Below are 17132 nucleotides of genomic sequence, written 5' to 3' on the forward strand. Positions count from 1 at the left end.
CTATTCGACGTCAGACAGCGTGAGCTGAATCGGCTCCAGCCCATCGATTTCACCAGTCAGAACATCTCCTGCTACAACCGGGCCCACGCCAGCGGGCGTGCCGGTCAGGATCAGATCGCCGGGGCGCAGATGGTAAAAACCGGACAAGTGCACAACGATTTCGTCTATCTTCCAAATCAGCTCTTCCAGTGTCGCGTTCTGGCGCAGTTCGCCGTTTACACTGAGGCGGATGTGTTTGTTTTCGTCCGGTGACCAGGCAGCGGCGGGCGTCAGCGGTGCGAATACCGCTCCGTTTTCGACGTCTTTGCCCAGATCCCAGGGTCGCTGCTTGTTTCGCTCGCGGATTTGCAGGTCGCGGCGGGTCATATCAAGCGCACAGCCATAGGCGTAGACAGCATCCCATGCCTGCGCACGGGTGGTCCGAAACACAGGCTTTCCAATCGCCAATGCCAATTCCATCTCATGATGGTAATTCTCGGTCCCGGCTGGATACGGGACGGTCGAACCAGTCAGAATCGCGTTTGGCGCAGATTTGGTGAAATAGAAAGGTGCTTCGCGATCCACTTCATTCCCCATCTCGGCAGCATGGGCCGCGTAGTTTCGACCGACGCAGAAAATGCGCCCAACAGGATACCCTGCGGTCTCGCCAACAATGGGGATGGTGATTGGATCGGGAAGGGAAAACACACTGTTCGACATGTTGGTTCCTGAATATTGCTTTGCCGTCATCTTACGCCTGCCAGAACAGTCAGCAAGCCGGGAAAGCGCGCTGGATTTCGCCGCTATCCAAGAGTTGTTTCAGCGCGAACCTGCTCAATTCTGACCTGAAAGAAAACCGCCGTATCAAAACAAGTGCATATCCGTCTTTATGGACGCATCAAGGTACAAACAAATCGGGTTAACACTTGGCTCAGACGAAAGTCGGGCTAGGTACTGAGGAAGACTGGTTTGACGCATCCAACTTATGAGATGCGAAGACAGCAACACCGCGCCCTTGGCACCATAAGCGACCAAAGTGACGCGAGGAAACCACTTGCGGACCCACGTAACGATCGGCAATTGCCTAAGTCTGTTTCGGAGAGCATAGGTGCATGGCCCTTCCCCCAAGGGCCGAAAGACCCTAGTCAGAGCCACATTTCCGGCTCTTCAATACTCCGATGCGCAGGCCGGACCGTCAGGCAAGGCGTGACGCAACCGGCCTCAGGCCAGGCCTAACCCAAATCCAAGTCTGGCCACCCCGTCGGAGATCGCCCCTAAAATCTCCGGCGGGGTCCTTGCAGATGACACCCATGTTCTGCGACCGGCATCAGGTATCCAGGTCGTTCAACTCGTTCAGAAGATCCAGCAACAATTCGTGTTTTTCCGGCCCCAGAAGGGAACGAATGCGTTTCGCCTGTGCCATGCTGGCGGGCTGATTGGCATGAATGATCTGAACGCCACGCTCACCGATCTCGACAATCTGGCGACGCCGGTCCGCCGGATGGCATCGTCGGGAGATCAGGCCGCGATGCTCCAGTTTCTGCAATATCCGTGTCAGGCTTGGCAACAACAGACAGGCGCGTTCGGCAATATGCGTCGGTTCCTGCGGGCCTTCTTCGTTCAATACGCGCAACACGCGCCACTGCTGTTCGGTGACACCGGCGTCGGCCAGCATTGCTCGGATGGGTCCCATAACCTTTTCCCGCGCCCGCAAAAGCGCAATGGGCAAAGATCGCGACGTCAGTGGGAGGTCGTCGGTCATGCCAAAATTATCGCCGAAATCCGTGATTTACGCAAGGGAACCCTCGGCTTTCGGTTTTAAGCACAAGAACCGCAGGGTCGCCGCCACCCTTGCGTGGCGCGCCTTTGCCGCCGTCAATCCGATGACGCCAAATTGCATTAAAACTGGACAATTTCGCGCCACGGAAGAAGATGTGGCAACGGCCACTTTCGCGACCACGTCGCGCCGAAGATTTTGCAACAAAGGAAACAGTATGGCTGCGCAGCAAAACGCGTTCAAACAGGCTCTGAAAAAGGGAAAAACGCAGATCGGGTGCTGGATGAGCTTTGCCGAGCCCGCAGCGGCCGAGATGATGGGAACCGCGGGTTTTGATTGGCTGGTAATCGATGGAGAGCATGCCCCTAACGATATCCGGTCGATCCGGGACCAGCTTCTGGCACTTGCGGCAAGCGACTCTCATGCGGTTGTGCGGGTTCCCGTGGGTGAGACCTGGCTAATCAAGATGGTTCTGGATGCGGGTGCTCAGACCATTCTGGTTCCGATCGTGGAAAGTGCCGAGCAGGCGCAAGATCTGGTTCGGGCCTGCCGTTATCCCCCTGCCGGTGTCCGTGGCGTGGGCGCGATGGCATCGCGGGCGACGATGTACGGATCGGTCGGAGATTATATTCAGACCGCAGATCAGGAGATTTGTTTGTTGTTGCAGGTGGAAACCCGCGCCGGAATTGCTGCTCTGGACGACATCCTGGATGTTGAAGGCGTGGATGGCGTATTCATAGGCCCTGCTGATCTGTCGACCGATATGGGCCATCAGGGCAACAGCGCGGCACCCGAGGTGCGCGCGGTTATCCGGGATGCACTGACGCGGATCAAGGCCGCAGGCAAAGCGCCGGGCATTCTGGCCACAAATGACGAGGCCCGTCAGGCATATCTGGATATGGGCGCACAGTTTTTGGCGGTTGGCATTGATGTGATGCTGCTGACGCAAACGGCACGTGATCTCGCCGCACGATGGAAAGCCGACTAACCGCTCAACGGACCATGGCCGCTGCGGCTTGGGCGTATCCGCCCGAGGCACCGTCGACGAAATGCACATGATCGTCCCGTGTGGCCGACGGGACGAAACAGGTCATCATCGCCTCGTCCTGCACGTGCAGACCGTATCGGATTTTGCCGCGCCCGCGCGCTTCTTTCAGCAAGTGTTCGATCTGTCGCAAAGTGGCCGGGTCACAATCCAACGTCATCTTCAGGCCGTCATCGAACTTGCGGAAATCGGCATTGCTGCTGACCATCGTCCTGTAGTGTTCGGGTTCGAACTGTCCCAGCTTCTTGCGTGTTTTGAACAATATCGCGATCAGCAGGTTCTGAAACAGAAGAACGAGCTTGTGCAGAAACAAATTCCGCCCGTTGCGCGAAACATGCGCATCAATGTCGAGGCCGGGGGGCGGCCACGTCATGGGCGGACCATTTACAGGCACCGGATGACCTGCGCGCTCCAGCTCTTCTGACGCGGACAGAACCGATTGCGCAAGGTCGGCAAAGTCGCGTTCAGTTGCCGACGCAGTGGGTTCAACGACCAGTGACACGATCTGACCGTGCCGCGCCGGGCTGTTTGACCATCTGCATGACAGGCCTGTCAGGTCCGGCTGCGCACCCGGTTCGGCAGGCGCGATCATGTGATGGCCCGCTTTCATCTCTGCCTCGGCCCAGGCCAAGCCTCCGCCCGAGAACATGGCATAATCCACCCCGGAAGAGGGCGCAAAACGAGCGACGCGCAAGTCCCTGCCTGCTTTTCGGATATCCGCCACCGACACCAGCGCCGCACGCAACGGCATGGAAAACTCTTCTTCCGCCCAGCGCCGCATGGCTGACAGAGTATCCCGCGCTGCTTCAATTTCGCTGGGGGGGATCGCAAACGCCGCCCCGTCGCCGCCAAAGACATAGGGAAACAACTTGCCGTCCATCGCGTTTATCATCGCCGAGATAACAGCAGCCCCCACGGTGTTGACGGTTTTGTATCGCCCCCGCGCGATCTCGCCGGTTGAATCGACGATGTCGGCAACCCCCAGAAACCAGTCGTCGGGCACCGGCGAAAACTGCGCCGGATCCGCCAGACGGGTGAAATCCCTCAACAGGGGCAGGTTTTCGTAAAATGCGGAATGGAGGTCTTTCATTTTCCCCCTCGAAATCAAACTTCTGGCAATGATAGCCGGAATGCGGCCCGAGTCCTCGTTTTGAAACATAGTACACATGCTTGTGCGTTGCATCATTGCGTGCCAAGCATTCCTTGCGGAAAAGCGGAAAAGAGGCGGAATATGCAGGCGGGTTTGGTGGTTTTGTGCCTGGGCTATGTGCTCAGCCAGTTTTTCCGTGCATTTCTGGCTGTGCTCAGCCTGGATCTTGAACGCGATATCGGCGCTACACCCGAAGATCTGGCCTTTGCATCCGGCCTTTGGTTTCTGGTGTTCGCTGCAATGCAAATCCCGGTCGGCTGGGCGCTGGACAAGGTTGGGCCCAGGCTGACCGCAGCCGCGCTTCTTCTGGTTGGCGGCGCAGGAGGATCCGCAATTTTTGCGGTCGCGACTTCACCGTTGCATGTCAGTGTTGCCATGGGCCTGATCGGGGTTGGGTGCTCTCCGGTTCTGATGGCTTCCTATTTCATCTTTGCCCGCGAATACCCGCCTGCGAAATTCGCGACACTGGCTGCCGTCATGCTGGGTGTTGGCTCGGTGGGCAATCTCGTGGCCTCCTATCCGACTGCGCTTGCGGTCGAATGGATGGGATGGCGCGCCACCATGGTTGGGCTGGCCGTTATATCTGCTGCGATTGCTTTGGGTATTTGGCTGAGCCTGCGCGATCCAGCGAAGGTTGATACGGAACACAAAGGTTCACTTCTGGACCTGCTGAAAGAGCCTGCACTGTGGCTGATCATGCCCTTGATGCTGGTGGCCTATGCGCCCTCTGCCGCGCTGCGCGGGCTATGGGCCGGGCCGTATCTGAACGATGTCTTCGGGCTCAGCACCACCCAGATCGGCACTGCGACACTGGTCATGGGGTCTGCGATGATCGCCGGTACCTTTGTCTACGGACCGCTGGATCGTGTCTTCGGCACTCGGAAATGGGTTATCTTCACGGGCAACGCGCTGGGTGTCGTGGCGCTGACCCTGCTTTGTGTTTGGATCGACCATGCCACATGGCTGTCCGTTCTGCTGTTGGCCATCATAGGGTTCACCGGGGCCAGTTTTCCGGTCATCATGGCCCATGGTCGGGCCTTCGTTCCCGCCCATCTGGTGGGCCGAGGCGTAACCCTGTTGAACCTTTTCGGAATCGGAGGGGTCGGCATCGCCCAATTTGTCACCGGACGCATTCATGCCGCCACGGCCCAGGCCGGAACGACCGCGCCCTACACCGCGATTTTCGGGTTTTTTGCGGTAACCCTTGCCATCGGTTGCGTGATTTATCTATTCAGCCAGGATAATGTGGATTGAAGCAATTGCGGAGCAAGCCGTGCAGGATATCGAGGTTATAGCGCCGAACCTGAAACACAGCCTCTCCGGCGTCACCACGACCGTAATCCGCCTGTTGCCGATTCAAAAGCATATGATCAGGATCGTCGCCACGGGACCCGGCCTGCCGGGTGATCTGCCCCATATCCGATTGATCAAAATTCCGTTCCTTTCGAACAGAACGCTCCGGGTGTGGCATGCACGGCGCAACACCGAAATGCTGATGGGTTTGTTTCTGAAACATGTGCTGCGACGCAATCTGAAACTTCTGTTCACCTCGGCTGCGCAACGAAATCATTCGGGGTTCACCAAGTGGCTGATTTCGAAGATGGATGCGCTGATCGCCACAACGCCGCAAGCGGCGTCGTTTCTGGAACATCCCGCAACCGTCATCATGCACGGTGTGAACACCGAACTGTTTCACCCGGCCGAAGACAAAACCGCCCTGCGGCAGAAGCTGGGGCTGCCGGAAGGGACCTTGATCGGGTGTTTCGGGCGTATTCGACCTCAGAAAGGTGTCGATCTGCTGGTGGATGCGGCGATCGAGATTCTGCCGAACCATCCCGACGCCAGCATCGTGTTCACCGGGCGCGCCACCAAAGAATTTGAAACCTTCCAACAGGAGCAGGAAGCCAAACTCAAAGCTGCCGGGCTGTCGGAACGGGTGCACTTCCTGGGCGAGCGCCCTTGGGAGGAGATCGTTGAAACCTACCGCGCCCTTGACCTGTTCGTGGCCCCGGCCCGTCACGAAGGGTTCGGCCTTACACCGCTTGAGGCGATGGCCTCCGGCGTGCCTGCAATCGCCTGCCACGGGGTCGGAGCGTTCAGCGCCCAGATCGAGGACGGGAAAACCGGCCGCTTGATCGAAAAGGACAACGCCGGGGCGCTGGCTGAAGCACTGGAACAGATGTTGAGCGATCCGGACAAGCTGGTGCAATCCGGTCAGGCCGCAAGACAGCGTGTCGAGCAGCATTTTCGAATCGAAGGTGAGGCCGAGGCCATCGTGCGGGTCTATCGGTCTTTGCTGAATACGGGTGAAAAAGCGCATTCGGGTTAAAATCGACGTCAATTCGGCCAATTCACCCGTGATAGCCCTTTTTTCTTTGCTGCAACGCGGCTATGAACGCGCGTCCTTAACTTTGGAGACATGAAATGGGCTATCGCGTCGTTGTCGCCGGCGCCACGGGTAACGTGGGCCGCGAAATGCTGAACATTCTGGCAGAACGCCAGTTCCCGGTCGATGAACTTGCCGTGCTGGCAAGCCGTCGTTCGCTGGGTACGGAAGTAAGCTTTGGCGACAAGACACTGACCACCCAGGACATTGACACCTTCGATTTCACCGGCTGGGACATGGCCCTGTTCGCCATCGGCTCGGACGCAACCAAGACCTATGCCCCCAAAGCGGCTGCGGCTGGCTGTGTGGTGATCGACAACTCGTCGCTCTATCGCTATGACCCGGAGATTCCGCTGATCGTGCCGGAATGTAACCCGCAAGCGATCCACGACTATAAGAACAAAAACATCATCGCCAACCCGAACTGTTCGACCGCGCAGATGGTTGTCGCGCTCAAGCCGCTGCATGACCGTGCCAGGATCAAGCGCGTCGTGGTGTCGACCTATCAGTCGGTGTCGGGCGCGGGCAAAGAAGGCATGGATGAGCTTTGGGATCAGACCAAGGCCATCTACAACCCGACTACCGAAGTTGAGCCGAAGAAATTCCAGAAGCAGATCGCCTTCAACGTCATCCCTCAGATCGACGTCTTCATGGAAGACGGCTCGACCAAGGAAGAGTGGAAGATGGTTGTCGAGACCAAAAAGATCGTCGACCCGTCGATCAAGGTCACAGCCACCTGCGTGCGCGTTCCCGTGTTTGTCGGCCATTCTGAGGCCGTGAACATCGAGTTCGAGGAATTCCTGGACGAAGACGAAGCCCGCGACATCCTGCGTGAAGCACCGGGCATCATGGTGATCGACAAGCGCGAAGCCGGTGGCTACGTCTCGCCCATCGAATGCGCGGGCGATTTCGCCACCTTCATCAGCCGTATCCGTCAGGATTCGACCATCGAGAACGGCCTGAACCTGTGGTGCGTATCCGACAATCTGCGCAAAGGTGCGGCATTGAACGCGGTACAGATCGCCGAACTGCTGGGCCGTGAGGTTCTAAAAAAGGGCTGACATCCCGATTTTGGTCAAAGCTTGAGAACCAGGAAACCCGCTGATTGTTCGGCGGGTTTTTCTGCGTTTCCCAATAGCCGGTTTGCAGACGACGTGACGGTTCGGTCAGGTCGCTGATGCCAACGGAAATACTGCATGGTAGGTTTTAAAGATGGGCCGACCAACATCAACCAAGCACGATCCAATACCCTACGCCCTTGCCGGGGCGGGAGTGTTCTTTGCATCCATCTGTTTTGGCTTTGTACCTTATTTCAGCCGGGGTCTCACTGACCACGGACTCGCGCCCTACGCAGTTGCGTTTTATCGGTACATTTTGACGGCGATCCTATTGTTGCCAACCCTTCTGAAGCATCGTTCAAACCGGCGGGAAATAGTCTGGGGTATGGCTGCGGGGGCAGTCATGGGGCTTGGGTGGGTCGGATATGTTACCGCACTTGAAACAGTGCCGGCATCAACGGTGGGTGTTCTTTACATGACCTACCCGGTGTTTACGATCATCATCGCTTGGGCGATATTCGCCGATCCGCCGACGCGGCGCAGCCTTGTTGCGGCCGGTTTGATTGTTCTTGCGGCAGGCATTGCAGGGTCTCCGGCATCCGTACCGATTGACCAAATTCCAACGCTGCTTGTCTCTTTGGCTGCACCTTTCGGATTTGGCTTCGGCATATGCGTGCTTGTACACCGTCTTTCGCGAATTGCTCCTTTGGCCAGGATAGCGTCGGTTTCGTTGGGGTCGGTCGTCGGGCTAACCCCTTTGATTATCTCTTCGGAGATTGGCGAAGTCCTGCCAGCAGGCGGCAGTGACTGGTTTCTGATCGTCGGGATCGGTCTTATGACGGCACTGGTTCCCCAGCTGATTTACACCGTCTGTTCCCCTGTCATCGGGGCATCGCGCACGGCCGTTATCGGCAGCATTGAACTGCCGACAATGTTTGCCGTGGGCGTTTTTGCCTTCGGTGAAACAATCACAGGTGCGCAAGCAGTGGCCTGTGCCTTGGTTTTGAGCGCCATTGCACTTGCACAAAGTCGCGCAACACGAACCTTTACCACCGTGATCAGCAGTCAACGTCACAGGTGAGTCCGCGCCCGAGGTGGCCCGTCAATGCGCTCAGCAGAACCGGCTCGGATCACCTCTTCCACCAAATCGGCACCTTCCGGTCCATCACCCGCATCCATCATGGCTGCGCTATGAACCTCGGTTAGGGTACAGTCTTGCGCGCGGTGAAAATCGCCAACCTGTTGACAAAACCAGACACGCTTGCCACCTAAAACTGAACCTTGGTCGTGGCGGATGTCGGAAGTCCGGAAAAAAAACCGCCCGGCGCAAGGCAAAAGAGGCAGGGCATGCACATTTCGACCAGACGCAGGATTGCCAGAACCCTGACCATCGGATGCACATGCGTTCTGATGATACTGGTCGTCATTGGCTTTACGGGGCAGGTTTTTGCCGTGGGAGATTCAATCGCTCTTCTCCGGCCTCAGGCTGGTGTTTTGCTTCTCCCCTGCGCGGTAATTCTTCTTTTCATGCGCGCCAGATATCTTGCATTGGCCACCTTGGTCTTTTCCGGGATTGCCATCGGGTCCATCGCGGCCAGCGTTGCCGCGCCCTCGGACGATTGCGACGACACCTGCCTGACGCTGTACCAGAAGAACCTGATGAGCAAAGCCTGGCCCCGGTATTCGCTGGCCGATGATATCCTTGAATCAGACGCTCAGATCGTGACCTTGCAGGAAGTCTCCAGCCACAATCGCAAGTACATGAGCAATCTGTTCGAGCACTACCCCGAACAGGCGATCTGTGAATTCCGTCCTGAACAAAACGTCGCCATCCTGACGACCTTGCCGATTGTCGAGAATTCCGAGTTCTGTCTGCAAGGTTATGGGCTTGTGGGGTTACAGGTCAAAGCGCCCGGCGGTGACTTGGTCTGGGTTGTTTCAGTTCATCTGAACTGGCCATTTCCTTACGACCAGTCCAGACAAAGCCAGGTGATTGCCGACCGCATCAGCCAACTTGAAGGACCGGTTCTGATTGCCGGGGATTTCAATATGGTGCCCTGGGGCGAAAGCGTCAGACGGATCGGAGCAGCCGCAAACAACCAAAGCTTTGGAACCGTCCTGAACACCCACAACCTCGGCAGTTGGAAAATCCCATTGCCGATAGACAACCTGTTGTTCCCCAAAGGCACAACCGGAACAGTTGAGCTACGCCCCTTCATGGGATCCGATCACCTGGGAAAGCTTGCCCGGTTTCGACTGGGCTAGGGCTTCGGTCAAGCACACCTCCGCATGCTTTCCCACAAACAAGCAGCCTAGCTTTGGTTTTCAACCAGTGCTTTCAGATTGGTCAGACCACGGTCATAGTCCTCGCCCACCCACGTATCCATCATCAAACCCATCCAGCGGGACATGGGATTCAGACCCAGATCCGAGTCAAACCCCCAGGTCACTCTGGTTCCCGCCCCGTCAGGCTCAAGGATGAAGGACGCTGTGGCAGTACCCATCGGGCCAAAATCCAGCGCCGTTTTGACCCGTTGGTTTTCCACGCTTTCGACGATTTCCTGTGATCCCGTACCGACCTGCGGGTGATCCGACGCCCAGTTCAGAGTGTTCCCGACTCCGGCGGCAGGGCCGGAATAGGTCAGTTTGGTTTCGGGGTCCCGGTGCAGCCACGGAGACCACTTTTCGGTTTCCTGCATCGAATTCACGTACGGAAAGATGGCGCTTGCCGGCGCGTCGATCGCGATGCTACGCGAAACTTCCGCCTTTCCCGGCAACAGATAGGAAACCGCGACCAGAACCAGAATACAAACGACCAATCCTGCGAAGATGCGCTTGATGACTTTCATGGCAGGCTCCAATATTCAGGTGTAATGGGTGGAGTATACCAAAAACGGCCCTGAATCAGAGCCGCCATTGTTGTTTCGGATTTCCAGCTCTGTCACTGTCAGACCGGGACGAACTTTTTTTGGTAAGGGTCATAGCTTTCAAGCCCGCCTGCGCCGATATCCGTCCACAAGCCGTGCAAGCTCAGCGCGCCTTGATCAACGGCTGACGAGACGAAGGGGAAGGTCATCAAGTTTTCCAGCGAAGCGACAACCGATTGACGTTCGAACTGCCGGGCCTGTTCGACACCGTCCTCGATATCCGCGACCAGTTCGAATTTCGGCTTCAGAATATCCATCCAGCGGCCAACAAAGCTGTCCTTCGCATCCAGTTGCGGCGCCTGCCCCTTGCACATGTCGATGCAGCCCTGCACGCCGCCGCATTGCGAATGCCCCAGCACGATCAAATGAGCGACCTTGAGCGCCGTTACAGCGTATTCGATCGCGGCGCTGGTGCCGTGGTGGTCCCCGTCCGGTGCATAGGGCGGCACCAGGTTGGCGATATTGCGGTGAATAAAGAAATCGCCCTGGTCAGCGCCGAACATGGACGTGACGTGAACCCGGCTGTCGCAGCAGGATATGACCATGGCGCGGGGGCGTTGCCCTTCATCGGCGAGACGGCGATACCAGACCTGGTTTTCCGAATATGTTGTGGCCTTCCAACCGTGATACCGTTTTACAAGGTAGCTCGGCAGAGGTTTGGCAAATTCCATTTCAATGTCCCCGTTCTTGTCGCTGAAGGATGATCTAAACCGAATTCAACGAAAATTCGAGCCATTATCCAGTTTCCCCGCAAGGTTTCGCAAAGGAATTTTCTGCCAGGATCAACACCGCGCCGTGGGGGCGTTTGAACTAGGGTGAATGTGGTGGAAAAGATTATCACGCTTGAACATAAGGAATCCGTCCGTCTGGACTCGGATCAACTGAGCGGGCTGCACCGGCAACTTGGCGACAAGAATGCGCTGGATGTTCTGTGTCGCACGGTCGAAGAGCTTGCCGTGCGCCTGTCAAACTGCGAACGCTACTGGCGTCAGCGCGAATGGGCGGACCTGCGCAAATGCGCCAGGTCACTGGTCGCTATATCCGAACAGATCGGGATGACGGCCCTGGCCCGGGTGGCGGGTGACGTGGCCCACACCGTCGATGCCGGTGACGCCGTTGCGGCAGGCGCGACGCTTGGGCGTTTGATCCGCGTGGGCGAACGATCGCTGACCGCCGTCTGGGACCAGCAGGACCTTTCCGTCTGACAGGGGTTGCGGGCAGATCATGCGCGGCTAGTCTGTGCGCAGAAACCATCAGCCGAGACGCCCATGACCCTGTCCTTCGCCCCATCCTCTGACCCGTCCATACCGCTTCATGTGATTGCGCAGCCGGATTTGGACAGTTGGTTGCAGGACCAGCCGGATACCGTCCGGACCTGGGTTGCCGCAAGCGGGTTTACAGGTGCGATGGGGCAGACCCTGCTGGTGCCAGGCGCGCATGGCGCGGTTGATTTTGTGCTGGCCGGGTATGGAACAGAAGACAAGCGCGAGCGAAAAAGGTTCCCATTGGCCGCCGCAGCCATGGCATTGCCCGAAGGAACCTATCATATCGCGTCCGGCATTCCCGCTGATCGTCTGGAAATGGAGTGCTTTGGCTGGTTGATGACAGGTTACACCTTCGATCGCTACGCGTCTCAATCTGCTGGAACCGCGGCGCTGGTTGCGCCCGAAGGTGTCGACGCCAACCGTATCGAAGCGATGGCCAATGCCGAAGTTCTGACCCGCGATCTGGTGAATACGCCAGCCTCGGATATGGGTCCTGAGCAGTTGCAGCAGGCGGCCGAGGCTCTGGCCGGTGAATTCGGTGCCGCGTGCAGCGTGATCAGCGGCGCGGCCTTGCTGGAACAGAATTTTCCTATGATCCACACCGTAGGGCGCGCCGCCGAACAAGCCCCCCGGTTGATCGAGCTGAATTGGGGCAGCAGCGGCCCCAAACTGACTCTGGTCGGCAAGGGGGTGTGTTTCGATACGGGTGGATTGAACCTGAAACCGGGCGCATCCATGGGTCTGATGAAGAAAGACATGGGTGGCGCGGCCAATGTGTTGGGGTTGGCGCGGATGATCATGCAGCTGGGTTTTCCCCTGCAATTGAGGGTCTTGATACCGGCAGTCGAAAACGCGCTTGCCGGAAATGCCTTCCGCCCAGGGGACATCCTGACCTCTCGCAAGGGACTGACGGTCGAGATCAACAATACGGATGCCGAAGGGCGTCTGGTGCTTGCTGACGCGTTGGCGCTTGCTGAGGAAGGTGAACCCGATCTGGTGATCTCGATAGCGACGCTGACCGGGGCCGCCCGTGTGGCTGTGGGCCCCGATCTGGCACCTTTCTATACCGATGATCAGCGCTGCGCGTCTGCTCTGTCGCATGCCGCTGAGGCTTCGGCTGATCCGGTCTGGCGCATGCCGTTCCACACGCCCTATGAAGCGATGATTGAACCCGGCATCGCCGATCTGGACAACGCGCCGTCGGGCGGGTTTGCAGGGTCGATCACAGCCGCTCTGTTTCTGCGCAGGTTCGTGGGCACACGCCGCTACATCCATTTCGACATCTATTCCTGGCAGCCCAGCAAAGAGCCGGGGCGCACCAAGGGCGGTCTGGGTCAGGGACCTCGTGCCGTGCTGACGGCGTTGCCGGAGATATTGGGACTGTGACACGCCATCGAGTTTCCGCACCCGTTGTCGATTTGCTGCGCAGCCCAGACGGGCCACGCGACCGGCAATTGTTGTTCGGTGATACGGTTCAGATCGAGGAAACAAAGAGCGGGTGGAACAGGGTCATCGCAGACAAAGATGGGTATACCGGCTGGTTGCGAACAGATCAGCTGACGGCGGATGCGCCTGCGACGCATTGGATCACGGCGCCTGCAACGCATGCCTACCAGGAAGCGGATTTCAAAAGCCGCGATCTGGTGTCGCTGAGTTTCGGAAGCAAAATCCAAGCCAGGACCGAGACGGACCGGTTTGTTGAAACCGAACTGGGATATATCCCAAAGGTACACACGGCGCCGATGACCGAAAAGCCTGACGACCCGGTCGAAGTGGCCCAGCTGTTTCTGGGCACACCCTATTTGTGGGGCGGCAACAGCCGGTTCGGCATCGATTGTTCCGGGTTGGTTCAAGCGGCGCTTTTGGCTTGTGGCCTGCCGTGCCCCGGCGACAGCGGCGATCAGGAACGCGCTTTGGGCAAAACCGTGATCGAAGGGGGCCCTGCGCAACGGGGTGATCTGTTGTTCTGGAAAGGGCACGTGGCCTGGGTTTCGGGCCAAAACATGCTTTTGCATGCGAACGCCAGCCATATGGCGGTGGTATTCGAACCAATGGATCAGGCGATCCGCCGCATAATGGATCAGGGTGACGGGCCGGTCACGGCCCACAAAAGGCTCTAATCCGGGTTTACGGCCCGGATCAGCTTGCGTTCCAGTACCCGCAGGACTGCCCGAAGATCGTGGCCGCGTTTCAGGATGCGGCCATCCATACCTATGACGGAATACATTCCCTGCCGGGACCTCAGGCGCGGGTGCTTTTCGACGCGGTAGATCGGATGTTCTGCGGTGCGCCGAAAGATCGAGAACACCGCCATGTCGCGCAGGTTGGAAATACCATAGTCACGCCATTCTCCGGCGGCGACCATCCGACCATAAACGGATAGGATTTGAGACATCTCATGCCGGTCGAAAGCCACGGGCATCTGCGCTGCGCTTGCCGAGAACCGGCTGGGAGGCTGCATATTCATACCTCCAGCCTTGCCGGAAATCGTGTTTGAATCAAGCCTGATGCGCAGTTGTCCTACAATTGCGACACAAGTGTTACCGTCGGCCGACCTGACGGCAGATCAGGATTACAGGTAACAGACCCACCGCCAGAATGACCAGCGAAGGCACGGCGGCGCCCTCCAGCCTCTCGTCCGAGGCCAGCCGATACGCCTGCACCGCCAATGTGTCGAAATTGAACGGGCGCATGATCAGCGTGGCGGGAAGTTCTTTCATCACGTCCACGAACACGATCAGCAGGGCCGTCAGCAGCGAGGGGGTCAGAATCGGCAGGTGAACCCGTCGCAATGTTCCCAACGGCGTCTGCCCCAGTGAACGGGCTGCGGCGTCCATATTCGCATGTACAGTGCTTTGGCCCCCCTCATACGCGCTAAGCGCGGCAGCCAGGAAGCGCACCATGTAGGCAGCGACCAGCAGCCAGATGGAACCTGTCACCAACAGCCCCGTGGATACGTCGAAGGTCTGTCGCATCCAGACGTCCAGCGCGTTGTCAAAACTCGCAAAGGGGACGATCAATCCAACCGCAATGACGCCACCGGGAACGGCATATCCCAGACGCGCCATATATGCGGTCGCAGACGAGGCGCGCCCGGGCCTCAGACGTTGAAAGAACCCGACACTGATCGCCGCAAAGACGGTGATGACCGCCGCCGTACCAGCAAGTATCAACGAATTCTGGATGAAACCGATATAACGCTGCGACAGCAGGTTCTGTTCGGAGTCCAGGCCCATCTCGACCAGAATGATGACGGGCAGCAAAAAACCGAAAAGAACGGGTATTGCACACAGCAGAAATGCCCCGCAGGCGCGCAGACCCGTCAGATTTGCCGCCGGTTGCGCCACATGCTGTTTCCCCGCCTGATAGTATTTTGCCTTGCCACGCTGGGTGCGCTCGGCCACGGCCATGATCAAGGCAAAGACCAGCAGGCACAGGGCCAGTTGCGCCGCTGCCGCACGATCGGCCATGGAAAACCAGCTTGTGTAGATCCCGGTGGCAAAGGTCTGTACGCCGAAATACGACACGGTTCCGAAATCTGCGATGGTCTCCATGACGGCCAGCAGAACGCCGCCTGCAATGGCGGGTCGCGCCATCGGCAGTGACACGCGCCGAAAAGCCAGCCATGGATTGTTGCCCAGCGCCCGCGCCGCCAGAAACGCGGTTGCGCTTTGTTGCAGGAACGCAGCCCGCGCAAGCAGATAGACATAAGGGTAAAGCACAAGGATCAACATGACCGCCGCACCCTCGGTCGAGCGGATTTCCGGGAACCAATAGTCGCGCGGGCCCCACCCCGTTACATCACGCAGCGTGCTTTGAACGATGCCCGGGTGATCCAGAATGAAGGTGTAGGCATAGGCCAGAACATACGCCGGAAAGGCCAGCGGAAGGACCAGTGCGATCTCCAGAATCCGCACGCCGGGAAAACGGGTCATCGTTACCAGCCAAGCCGCCCCGGTGCCGATGCTGAACGTGCCGGCCGCAACCAGGACCACAAGAATCAGGGTCGTCGCGATATAGCCGGGCAGCACCGTCTCCATCAGGTGCGAGATCGTGTCCGTTCCCCCGGTTACAGCCGCCAGGACCACGGCGATCATCGGCAAAAGGCACGCGGCAGCCACGACATAGGCGATCCCCGCCAGCAGTCGGGTACCGCGTACACCGCGATTGCGCGATCCGTTCTGTGAAAACTCGATTTCGGCCATCATCCCGGCTTGTGATTGGCAAAGGCGAAGGGTTCGCCTTTAATCGACCAAAAAGCTCGGAAACACCAGTGCATCGGTCAACAAATCTGCGGCACAAACTGCCGCAGATCTGAAAAACACCGCTATTCGTAGACGCGCTGATCCTCGATCACCACCCCGTCCTTGGGAAGGGATCCGGGGGCCACGACCTCGATCGCACCTTTCAGTTTCAACACTTCGGCCACTGACTTGGCATATGCCGGGTCGTCACCGCGCGGACTTTCGATCCGGACCGTCATCGTGTCCATCTCACCCTGGCGGGCTGCAATAACGCGGGCTTTGACAATTTCCTCATGCTTGTCGACCAGGGCCGCAACCTGTTCCGGGCGTACAAACATACCCTTGATCTTGGTGGTCTGATCGGCGCGACCCATCCAGCCTTTGATCCGGGTGTTGGTCCGGCCACAGGGCGAAACACCCGGCATGACGGCAGAAAGATCCCCGGTCGCAAAGCGGATCAGAGGGTAATCCGGGTTGAGAGAGGTTACAACAACCTCGCCCACCTCGCCCGGCTCTACCGGGGTTCCGGTTCCGGGCGTCACGATTTCGACGATCACATGTTCGTCGATGATCATCCCTTCCATCGCGGCGCTTTCATAGGCGATATTACCCAAATCCGCCGTCGCATAGCATTGCAGGCACGAAATACCGCGATCCGCATATTCCTGACGCAAAGACGGGAACAGCGCGCCACCACCAACAGCGGCCTTGGAGAAATTCAGCGAAACGCCCATCTCGTCAGCCTTGTCCAGGATGACTTTCAGATAATCAGGCGTGCCCGCATAGGCGGTGCAGCCAACGTCACGCGCGGCTGTCACCTGCAATTCGGTCTGCCCGGTTCCCGCCGGCAGAACGGCAGCACCAACAGCGCGGGCGCCGTTTTCAAAGATCATGCCAGCCGGTGTCAGGTGATAGCCAAAGCAGTTCTGAACAATATCGCCAGCTGCAACACCAGCGGCATGCAGGAACCGGCCCATGCGCCACCAGTCGTGATCGGTGCTGCCCGGTTCATAGATCGGCCCGGGGGACTGGAACACGTGATGAAAGTGGCGCGCGGGCTTCACGGTGAACCCACCAAAAGGGGGGCGTTCCGCCTGCGCCCGGATCAGGTCCGATTTGCGCAGCACCGGCAACATCGGCAAATCATCTGCCGAAACCACCTTATTAGTGTCTGATTCAGAAAAATGTGCAGCAAACCCGGGGGCAGATGCAGCACGTTTGATTTGCTCTACCAGCGCTGCGGCCTGATCCGAAGCGCGTTCGTCCGCCGAGCGTGTTTCGAGTGCGTCGAAATACATCAT

General features: G+C 58.3%; 17 protein-coding genes. 9 read left to right on the forward strand and 8 right to left on the reverse strand.

Going from position 1 to position 17132, the window contains the following annotated elements:
* Together ACR0LI_RS11130 and hpaR are read right to left on the reverse strand one after the other, a co-directional pair.
* Nucleotides 1-699, reverse strand: a complete 699-nt coding sequence (locus ACR0LI_RS11130) for a fumarylacetoacetate hydrolase family protein (protein ID WP_171635793.1) — start codon at nucleotides 697-699, stop codon at nucleotides 1-3.
* Nucleotides 700-1306: 607 nt separating this feature from the next.
* Nucleotides 1307-1741, reverse strand: coding sequence for a homoprotocatechuate degradation operon regulator HpaR (hpaR, locus tag ACR0LI_RS11135; protein ID WP_171206457.1), 435 nt, complete (start codon nucleotides 1739-1741; stop codon nucleotides 1307-1309).
* 232 nt (nucleotides 1742-1973) lie between these two features.
* Between hpaR and ACR0LI_RS11140 the strand changes: the two genes are divergently transcribed.
* Nucleotides 1974-2744, forward strand: a complete 771-nt coding sequence (locus ACR0LI_RS11140; protein WP_480718520.1) for an aldolase/citrate lyase family protein — start codon at nucleotides 1974-1976, stop codon at nucleotides 2742-2744.
* 4 nt (nucleotides 2745-2748) lie between these two features.
* Here ACR0LI_RS11140 and ACR0LI_RS11145 read toward each other — a convergent pair whose 3' ends face one another.
* Nucleotides 2749-3891, reverse strand: coding sequence for a DUF3095 domain-containing protein (locus ACR0LI_RS11145; protein ID WP_171635484.1), 1143 nt, complete (start codon nucleotides 3889-3891; stop codon nucleotides 2749-2751).
* A 141-nt stretch (nucleotides 3892-4032) separates the two neighbouring features.
* Here ACR0LI_RS11145 and ACR0LI_RS11150 point away from each other — a divergent pair, with 141 nt between their 5' ends.
* From ACR0LI_RS11150 to ACR0LI_RS11170, 5 genes are all read left to right on the forward strand, one after another.
* The gene (locus ACR0LI_RS11150) at nucleotides 4033-5205 is read left to right on the forward strand and encodes an MFS transporter (protein ID WP_480486124.1); all 1173 of its coding nucleotides are present in this window, start codon (nucleotides 4033-4035) and stop codon (nucleotides 5203-5205) included.
* Between the two features lie 19 nt (nucleotides 5206-5224).
* Complete coding sequence (locus ACR0LI_RS11155; RefSeq protein WP_480718521.1) at nucleotides 5225-6280, forward strand: glycosyltransferase family 4 protein; 1056 nt, start codon at nucleotides 5225-5227, stop codon at nucleotides 6278-6280.
* 95 nt (nucleotides 6281-6375) lie between these two features.
* Nucleotides 6376-7398, forward strand: coding sequence for an aspartate-semialdehyde dehydrogenase (locus tag ACR0LI_RS11160; protein WP_171635479.1), 1023 nt, complete (start codon nucleotides 6376-6378; stop codon nucleotides 7396-7398).
* Nucleotides 7399-7549: 151 nt separating this feature from the next.
* Nucleotides 7550-8476, forward strand: coding sequence for a DMT family transporter (locus ACR0LI_RS11165; RefSeq protein WP_209834328.1), 927 nt, complete (start codon nucleotides 7550-7552; stop codon nucleotides 8474-8476).
* Nucleotides 8477-8742: 266 nt separating this feature from the next.
* A complete protein-coding gene (locus ACR0LI_RS11170) occupies nucleotides 8743-9660 on the forward strand; it encodes an endonuclease/exonuclease/phosphatase family protein (protein ID WP_480718522.1) in 918 nt (305 codons plus the stop codon).
* Between the two features lie 47 nt (nucleotides 9661-9707).
* Here the strand turns inward: ACR0LI_RS11170 and ACR0LI_RS11175 are convergent, their stop codons facing one another.
* Both ACR0LI_RS11175 and ACR0LI_RS11180 read right to left on the reverse strand, forming a co-directional pair.
* Complete coding sequence (locus ACR0LI_RS11175) at nucleotides 9708-10244, reverse strand: SRPBCC family protein (protein WP_210093163.1); 537 nt, start codon at nucleotides 10242-10244, stop codon at nucleotides 9708-9710.
* A gap of 98 nt (nucleotides 10245-10342) precedes the next feature.
* A complete protein-coding gene (locus ACR0LI_RS11180; protein ID WP_152459543.1) occupies nucleotides 10343-10993 on the reverse strand; it encodes a carbonic anhydrase in 651 nt (216 codons plus the stop codon).
* Nucleotides 10994-11137: 144 nt separating this feature from the next.
* On the opposite strand from ACR0LI_RS11180, the gene ACR0LI_RS11185 reads away from it, so the two are divergent.
* From ACR0LI_RS11185 to ACR0LI_RS11195, 3 genes are all read left to right on the forward strand, one after another.
* The gene (locus ACR0LI_RS11185; RefSeq protein ID WP_480491715.1) at nucleotides 11138-11527 is read left to right on the forward strand and encodes a hypothetical protein; all 390 of its coding nucleotides are present in this window, start codon (nucleotides 11138-11140) and stop codon (nucleotides 11525-11527) included.
* 63 nt (nucleotides 11528-11590) lie between these two features.
* Complete coding sequence (locus ACR0LI_RS11190) at nucleotides 11591-12973, forward strand: leucyl aminopeptidase family protein (protein ID WP_480718523.1); 1383 nt, start codon at nucleotides 11591-11593, stop codon at nucleotides 12971-12973.
* On the forward strand, nucleotides 12970-13707 hold the full coding sequence (locus tag ACR0LI_RS11195) for an NlpC/P60 family protein (protein ID WP_171724044.1): 738 nt from the start codon (nucleotides 12970-12972) through the stop codon (nucleotides 13705-13707). The genes ACR0LI_RS11190 and ACR0LI_RS11195 overlap by 4 nt, the downstream gene beginning before the upstream one ends.
* Here the strand turns inward: ACR0LI_RS11195 and ACR0LI_RS11200 are convergent.
* The 3 genes from ACR0LI_RS11200 to ACR0LI_RS11210 all read right to left on the reverse strand — a co-directional run bounded on the left by ACR0LI_RS11200 (nucleotide 13704) and on the right by ACR0LI_RS11210 (nucleotide 17132).
* Nucleotides 13704-14054, reverse strand: coding sequence for a DUF2794 domain-containing protein (locus tag ACR0LI_RS11200; protein WP_117871396.1), 351 nt, complete (start codon nucleotides 14052-14054; stop codon nucleotides 13704-13706). The genes ACR0LI_RS11195 and ACR0LI_RS11200 overlap by 4 nt on opposite strands.
* Nucleotides 14055-14127: 73 nt before the next feature.
* Complete coding sequence (locus ACR0LI_RS11205) at nucleotides 14128-15792, reverse strand: ABC transporter permease (protein ID WP_480620593.1); 1665 nt, start codon at nucleotides 15790-15792, stop codon at nucleotides 14128-14130.
* A 122-nt stretch (nucleotides 15793-15914) separates the two neighbouring features.
* A complete protein-coding gene (locus tag ACR0LI_RS11210) occupies nucleotides 15915-17132 on the reverse strand; it encodes a phenylacetate--CoA ligase family protein (RefSeq protein WP_171635786.1) in 1218 nt (405 codons plus the stop codon).

This window comes from Ruegeria sp. CL7 (assembly GCF_056536445.1).

Excerpts from the sequence above, each read along its gene's own strand:
- ACR0LI_RS11130 (WP_171635793.1), bottom strand. The coding sequence starts at position 699 with ATGTCGAACAGTGTGTTTTCCCTTCCCGATCCAATCACCATCCCCATT.
- hpaR (WP_171206457.1), bottom strand. The coding sequence starts at position 1,741 with ATGACCGACGACCTCCCACTGACGTCGCGATCTTTGCCCATTGCGCTT.
- ACR0LI_RS11140 (WP_480718520.1), top strand. The coding sequence starts at position 1,974 with ATGGCTGCGCAGCAAAACGCGTTCAAACAGGCTCTGAAAAAGGGAAAA.
- ACR0LI_RS11145 (WP_171635484.1), bottom strand. The coding sequence starts at position 3,891 with ATGAAAGACCTCCATTCCGCATTTTACGAAAACCTGCCCCTGTTGAGG.
- ACR0LI_RS11150 (WP_480486124.1), top strand. The coding sequence starts at position 4,033 with ATGCAGGCGGGTTTGGTGGTTTTGTGCCTGGGCTATGTGCTCAGCCAG.
- ACR0LI_RS11160 (WP_171635479.1), top strand. The coding sequence starts at position 6,376 with ATGGGCTATCGCGTCGTTGTCGCCGGCGCCACGGGTAACGTGGGCCGC.
- ACR0LI_RS11165 (WP_209834328.1), top strand. The coding sequence starts at position 7,550 with ATGGGCCGACCAACATCAACCAAGCACGATCCAATACCCTACGCCCTT.
- ACR0LI_RS11170 (WP_480718522.1), top strand. The coding sequence starts at position 8,743 with ATGCACATTTCGACCAGACGCAGGATTGCCAGAACCCTGACCATCGGA.
- ACR0LI_RS11175 (WP_210093163.1), bottom strand. The coding sequence starts at position 10,244 with ATGAAAGTCATCAAGCGCATCTTCGCAGGATTGGTCGTTTGTATTCTG.
- ACR0LI_RS11180 (WP_152459543.1), bottom strand. The coding sequence starts at position 10,993 with ATGGAATTTGCCAAACCTCTGCCGAGCTACCTTGTAAAACGGTATCAC.
- ACR0LI_RS11190 (WP_480718523.1), top strand. The coding sequence starts at position 11,591 with ATGACCCTGTCCTTCGCCCCATCCTCTGACCCGTCCATACCGCTTCAT.
- ACR0LI_RS11200 (WP_117871396.1), bottom strand. The coding sequence starts at position 14,054 with ATGAATATGCAGCCTCCCAGCCGGTTCTCGGCAAGCGCAGCGCAGATG.
- ACR0LI_RS11205 (WP_480620593.1), bottom strand. The coding sequence starts at position 15,792 with ATGGCCGAAATCGAGTTTTCACAGAACGGATCGCGCAATCGCGGTGTA.
- ACR0LI_RS11210 (WP_171635786.1), bottom strand. The coding sequence starts at position 17,132 with ATGATGTATTTCGACGCACTCGAAACACGCTCGGCGGACGAACGCGCT.